The sequence below is a fragment of the Streptomyces alkaliphilus genome (genome assembly GCF_014141535.1).
GTDB classification, from domain to species: Bacteria; Actinomycetota; Actinomycetes; order Streptomycetales; family Streptomycetaceae; genus Streptomyces; species Streptomyces alkaliphilus.
Map to the genome: position 1 here is coordinate 1 of NZ_VKHT01000301.1, position 5,306 is coordinate 5,306.

4 protein-coding genes and 1 tRNA gene are annotated in these 5,306 nt (G+C 71.6%); all 5 read right to left on the reverse strand.

Annotated features, from left to right (window positions below; all coding sequences use genetic code 11):
• Positions 1 to 554: helix-turn-helix domain-containing protein (locus FNQ90_RS11660; RefSeq protein WP_182606309.1), on the reverse strand; the 554-nt coding region annotated here is incomplete at its 3' end.
• Between the two features lie 327 nt (positions 555 to 881).
• Positions 882 to 965, reverse strand: a tRNA-Leu gene (locus tag FNQ90_RS11665).
• 706 nt (positions 966 to 1,671) lie between these two features.
• The gene (locus tag FNQ90_RS11670) at positions 1,672 to 3,087 is read right to left on the reverse strand and encodes an NAD(P)/FAD-dependent oxidoreductase (protein WP_182606310.1); all 1,416 of its coding nucleotides are present in this window, start codon (positions 3,085 to 3,087) and stop codon (positions 1,672 to 1,674) included.
• Positions 3,088 to 3,723: 636 nt separating this feature from the next.
• On the reverse strand, positions 3,724 to 4,710 hold the full coding sequence (locus FNQ90_RS11675) for a Ppx/GppA phosphatase family protein (protein WP_182606311.1): 987 nt from the start codon (positions 4,708 to 4,710) through the stop codon (positions 3,724 to 3,726).
• Positions 4,707 to 5,303, reverse strand: coding sequence for a DUF501 domain-containing protein (locus FNQ90_RS11680; RefSeq protein WP_182606312.1), 597 nt, complete (start codon positions 5,301 to 5,303; stop codon positions 4,707 to 4,709). The genes FNQ90_RS11675 and FNQ90_RS11680 overlap by 4 nt, the downstream gene beginning before the upstream one ends.
• Positions 5,304 to 5,306: the final 3 nt, after the last annotated feature.

A 5,306-nucleotide genomic window follows, 5' to 3' on the forward strand; every position in this document is an offset into this window, starting at 1 on the left:
GGATACCCCAGCGCGTTGAGCGCCATCCGCACGGTACGGGCCACATCCACCACCAGGCGCAGCGCGTCCTCCCGCTGCGTGCCGGTCTCCGTGAGCAGGGACGTCGTCAGGTCCTCCACCAGGGCCGGGAGATCGACCACCGTGGCCGGCAGATCGGCGGCCTGCCGCGCGACCGCCGCACGCCGGGCCCGCTCCTGCATCGTCACCGCCGTGGCCCGCTGCGCGGCCGGGGACAACCCCGGGTGCCCGGACAGCACCAGCCCGGCCCGCCGCAACGCCGCCCGCAACGCCGGGATGTGCCGGTGCGGACTCGTCCGCGACGTGGCATCGAGGCGATACGGCTGCCCCAGCAGCCACACCACATCCACGTCCGTCAACTCGGCCACCCGGTTGATCACGGAGAACCGGTCCAGATGCAGGCGCCCGGATTCCAGGTCCTGAATCCAGGACTCCGAGCGGCCGAGGAGGCCGGCCATCACCGCCTGCGTGTAACCCGCCTGAATGCGCGCTACACGCACCCGGGCGCCGATGTGCTCGTCAGTGCCGTGTGTCATGCTGGGCTCGCTCACTGAAGTGCCGTCAAGGGTCGCACCACAGACGGTACCCCCGGGCTCCAGACCGGGGACAGCGCTCGGCCCCGTCACCCACACCGTGACGGGGCCGAAACTGTCCGTGCCGGCCCGTAACGTTGAGCACGTGGCCCAGCAACCAACCCCATCCCCCTCACCGTGCCGTGCCGGGGCGAGATCAACGCCCGTATCCGCGCCCTGGTGGACCAGCCGGCCGGGGAGGAACGTGCCCCCGCCCGCCGTGCACCAAAAACGATTTCGGGCCGCCACCACCACGCGCATCACACCAGCTCACACCGGGTGCGCGGGGAGTGCCCGGAGCCGGATTCGAACCGGCACGACCCTGGAGGGCCAGCGAGTTTTAAGCTCGCCGTGTCTGCATTCCACCATCCGGGCACGAACCCCCGGGCCGTGTTGGGCGCTCGCACCGGGGGAGGTGTGCGCGCTCCGCAGCTTATCCGTCACAGGACTCACGAACAGCCGCCTTGGAGAACGAGGTTGTCTGATTTTATGGCCAACTGATGAGGCGTCAGCACACCCTTCCAGTCGAGAGGGGGCGGATGCCGGCCCTCCGCTCCCGGGGCACCGGGGAGAATGACGCGATTTCACCGGGTACCGGTTCGGCTACGCGCCGCTGACCACTCGGAGAGGGAGAGTCCGGTCCGAAAGGGTCGGAACCGCGACGGATTCCATCGCCCCCACGGCATTCCGGGTCGTTCCAAAGCGGAACCCGACGACAGGACACGTCACGCGGGAGAGCCGGAGCCGGGCGGGCCGTGGGCGCGATCCGACCGGCGGCCGGAACGGAAGGGGGTCATCGGACCCGCCGGAACGGGAAGCGAGCCGGGTCCTCAACCGGCGGTCCGGCCGGAAGTGTTCACCCGCCGGCCGAAACGCATCGGGCACCTCCACGGCCACGGCACGGGCCGGCCGCCCGTGGTCGACCGACCCGGGGAACGCGCGGGAATCCGCAGGCACCCCGGGGCCCCCGAAAAACGACGTCGGGCCGGCGCGCTCCCCCCGGAGGGGAAGCACACCGGCCCGACGCGATGTCACACCATCACACGGAGCCCTCCCGTGAGGGACGGCGGCCGGGGCGGGTTCAGCGGGCCCCGGCGTCGGCCTTGTCCCGCTCGCCGGCGGCCGGGCCACCGGGAGCGCGGGGAGCCGGGGTCCTCCCGGTCTCGGCGGCGGCCGGCGGCCGGGCGGCCTCGGAGAACTCCTCGCGGGGGTTCTCCACGGCGCCCAGCGAGACGACCTCGCGCTTGAGGAACAGGCCCAGGGTCCAGTCGGCGAAGACCCGGATCTTGCGGTTCCAGGTCGGAACGGCCATGCCGTGGTACGTGCGGTGCATGTACCAGGCCAGACGGCCGCGCAGCCGGATGGACAGCTTGCCCAGGCGGATCATCGCGACGCCCTTGCGCAGACCCAGACCGGCCACCGCACCCTTGTTGGCGTGCTTGTACTGCTGCTGGGGGAAGCCGCGCATGGCGCTGATGACGTTGTCGCCGAGGACCTTGGCCTGGCGCAGCGCGTGCTGGGCGTTGGGCGGGCACCAGTCGCCCTCACCCTTGACCAGGTTGGGCACCTGGGCGTTGTCGCCGGCGGCCCAGATGTGGGAGGTGCCCTTGACCTGGAGGGTCGGGTCCACGTCCACGTGGCCGCGGGGACCCAGCGGCAGGCCGTAACGGGCCAGCACCGGGTTCGGCTTGACGCCGGCGGTCCACACCAGGGTTCCCGCGTCCATCTCCAGGTCGTTGGAGAGGACCACGTGACCGTCCACGCAGGACTTCAGCGAGGTACCGAGGTGGATCTCGATGCCGCGCGCGGCCAGGTGCTCGCGGCCCCACTCGCCGAGCTTGGGCCCGACCTCGGGGAGGATGCGGTCGGCCACGTCGACCAGGACGAACCGCATGTCCTGACGGGAGATGGAGGGGTAGTACTTGGCGGCGTCGCGCGCCAGGTCCTCGACCTCGCCGATGGTCTCGGCACCGGCGAAGCCGCCGCCGACGAAGACGAAGGTGAGGGCCTTGCGGCGGATCGCCTCGTCCGTGGTGGAGTCGGCCTTGTCCAACTGCTCCAGGACGTGGTTGCGCAGGCCGATGGCCTCCTCGACGCCCTTCATGCCGATACCGGTCTCGGCGAGGCCGGGGATCGGGAAGGTGCGGGAGACGGCGCCCAGCGCGACGATCAGATAGTCGAATGGGACCTCATAGGCGTCACCGACCAGCGGCACGACCGTGGCGACCTTGCGGTCCTGGTCGATCTCGGTGACACGGCCGGTGAGGACCTCGGCCCGGGGCAGCACCCGGCGCAGCGGCACCACGACGTGCCGGGGGGAAATGCTGCCTGCAGCCGCCTCGGGGAGGAACGGCTGATAGGTCATGTACGAACGCGGATCGACGACGGTGACGGTCGCCTCGCCGTAGCGCATCTTCTTCAGGATGCGGCGAGCGGCGTACAGACCGACATACCCGCCACCCACGACGAGAATTCGGGGACGCTCCGTGGTGCTCATGCTTCGAGTATCCACCCGATGGGGGACAGGAGCTCGTGAGGGGCTTCACAAGCTTCTTCGGCACCTCTGTTATACTCCCCGAACCCTCGCAAACGATCATGGAAGTCATGCCGGATCGGAGTGTCCAGAGGGTGCGCGCTTCACGCCGCGCGCCCCCTATGACCCCCTGTATGACCTGCGTAAACATCATCTCACGCACACCGGTCCCGTCGCGACCGCACCAGCTTCACCCCTTCGCAATCCCGACGTCACGCGGTGATCATCCGGCAGCCGGGGGGTCCTTCGGGCCCCTCGGGGGGTCGATCGGGGGCCTCCACGCCCTCCGGATGGCCCCGAACCACCGGATGGGGGGATTTCTCATGTGAACAACTTCACGAAGTTTCCGGGAGGAGTCCCGCCCTCGCGTGTCGAGGGCCGATCTGCGTCCCGTCGACCGTGGCTTCGCGGCACCCATCGGACGCCTCCACCGCCCGCGGGCGGGGCATGGATCGGGTCGCCCGCCGCATCGACAACCGGGAACCCGTCATCCTTCTCCCGGGAGTCGGCAACCGGCGTGAGGTGTATCGGAACCTGTAGGCAGGGGCCCCGGGGGTCGGGTCGGGGGCCCCGGCCCGACCCGACCCCCGGCAACGACGGTCAGCCCAGCCGCTCGACCACCGACCAGGCGATGCCGTCGAGGATGTCGTGCTCACTCGCGATCACCTCGCGGGCCCCGACCCGCTCCATGATCGTGTCCAGGATCAGCGCGCCGGCACCGATCACGTCCACCCGACCCGGATGGATGACCGCCTTCTCCGCCCGCTCGGCATGGGTGGACCCCAGCAGTCGGTCGGTGACCGCGCGGACGGTCTCCCGGTCGACCCGGGCGTGATGGATGGCCGTCGAGTCGTACTCCGGCAGGTCCAGCGCCAGCGCGGCCACGGTGGTGACCGAACCGGCCAGGCCGATCAGGGTGTTCGCCTCCCCCAGCGGGACCACCTCGGCCGCGCGGCCCAGGCCGGTCAGGATGTCCGCCCGTACCGCCTCCCGGCGTTCGGCGTTCACCGGCTCCACCGGCACGCCGTCGCTCACCAGGTGGCGCTCGGTCAGGCGCACGCAGCCGATGTCCACGCTGCGGCCCGCCCGCACCGCGCCGCCGAACTCCCCGAGCACGAACTCGGTGGAGCCGCCACCGATGTCCACGACCAGGGCGGGGCCGGGCAGGTCGTCGCGACCCGCCAACTCGAGGGTGGCGCCGGCGAAGGAGAGGCGGGCCTCCTCGTCGCCGGTGATCACCTCGGGCTCGACGCCCAGGATCTCCCGGACGCCGGTCACGAATTCCTCGCGGTTGGAGACGTCCCGGGAGGCGGAGGTGGCCACGAAGCGCAGGGCGCCGGCCGCCACGGCTTCGGCGTCCACGCCGTGCCGGTCCAGCGCCTCGGCGTACCGGCGGCAGGCCGCGAAGGTGCGCTCCAGCGCCTCGGGGGCGAAGCGACCGGTGCGGTCCACGTCCTGTCCCAGCCGGACGATCTCCATCCGGCGGTCGAGGTCGGTGAGGGTGCCGGCGACGGTGTCGACGTCGGCGATCAACAGGCGGATGGAGTTGGTGCCGCAGTCCACTGCGGCGACCCGGTGGGTGCTCATCGTTCCCCTCGTGTTTCCACGGTCTCCCCGGCGGGTTCGGTCTCCCCGACGGGCTCATCGGCCCCGACGGGCTCGGTGCCGCCGGCCGTCACGCACGGCCCCTTGCGCCACCACTCGGGCAGCATGGCCAGTGCCTCGTCCCCCAGCGGGTTCACGCCGGGGCCCGCGGCCAGGGAGTGACCCACCAGCACGTGCAGGCACTTGACCCGGTCGGGCATCCCGCCGGCGCTGGGGAAGCCCTCCAGCACCTCGATGGCGTCGCGCCGGGCCAGGTAGTCCTCGTGGGCGCGCCGGTACGCGGCGGCCAGGTCGGGGTCGCGGGCCAGCCGCTCGTTCATCTCCCGCATCACGCCCTCGGACTCCAGGGTGCCGATCGCGGAGGCCGCCCGGGGGCAGGTGAGGTAGTAGGTGGTGGGGAAGGGCGTGCCGTCCTCCAGCCGGGGCGCGGTCTCCACCACGTCCGGGTTGCCGCACGGGCAACGGTGGGCGATGGCGCGCAGCCCGCGCGGGGGCCGCCCCATCTGCTCGCGGAAGGCCGCGATGTCCGCCTCGGTGGGCGGCTGCGACTCGGTCTGCGGGGGTGGGCTCTGCATGAC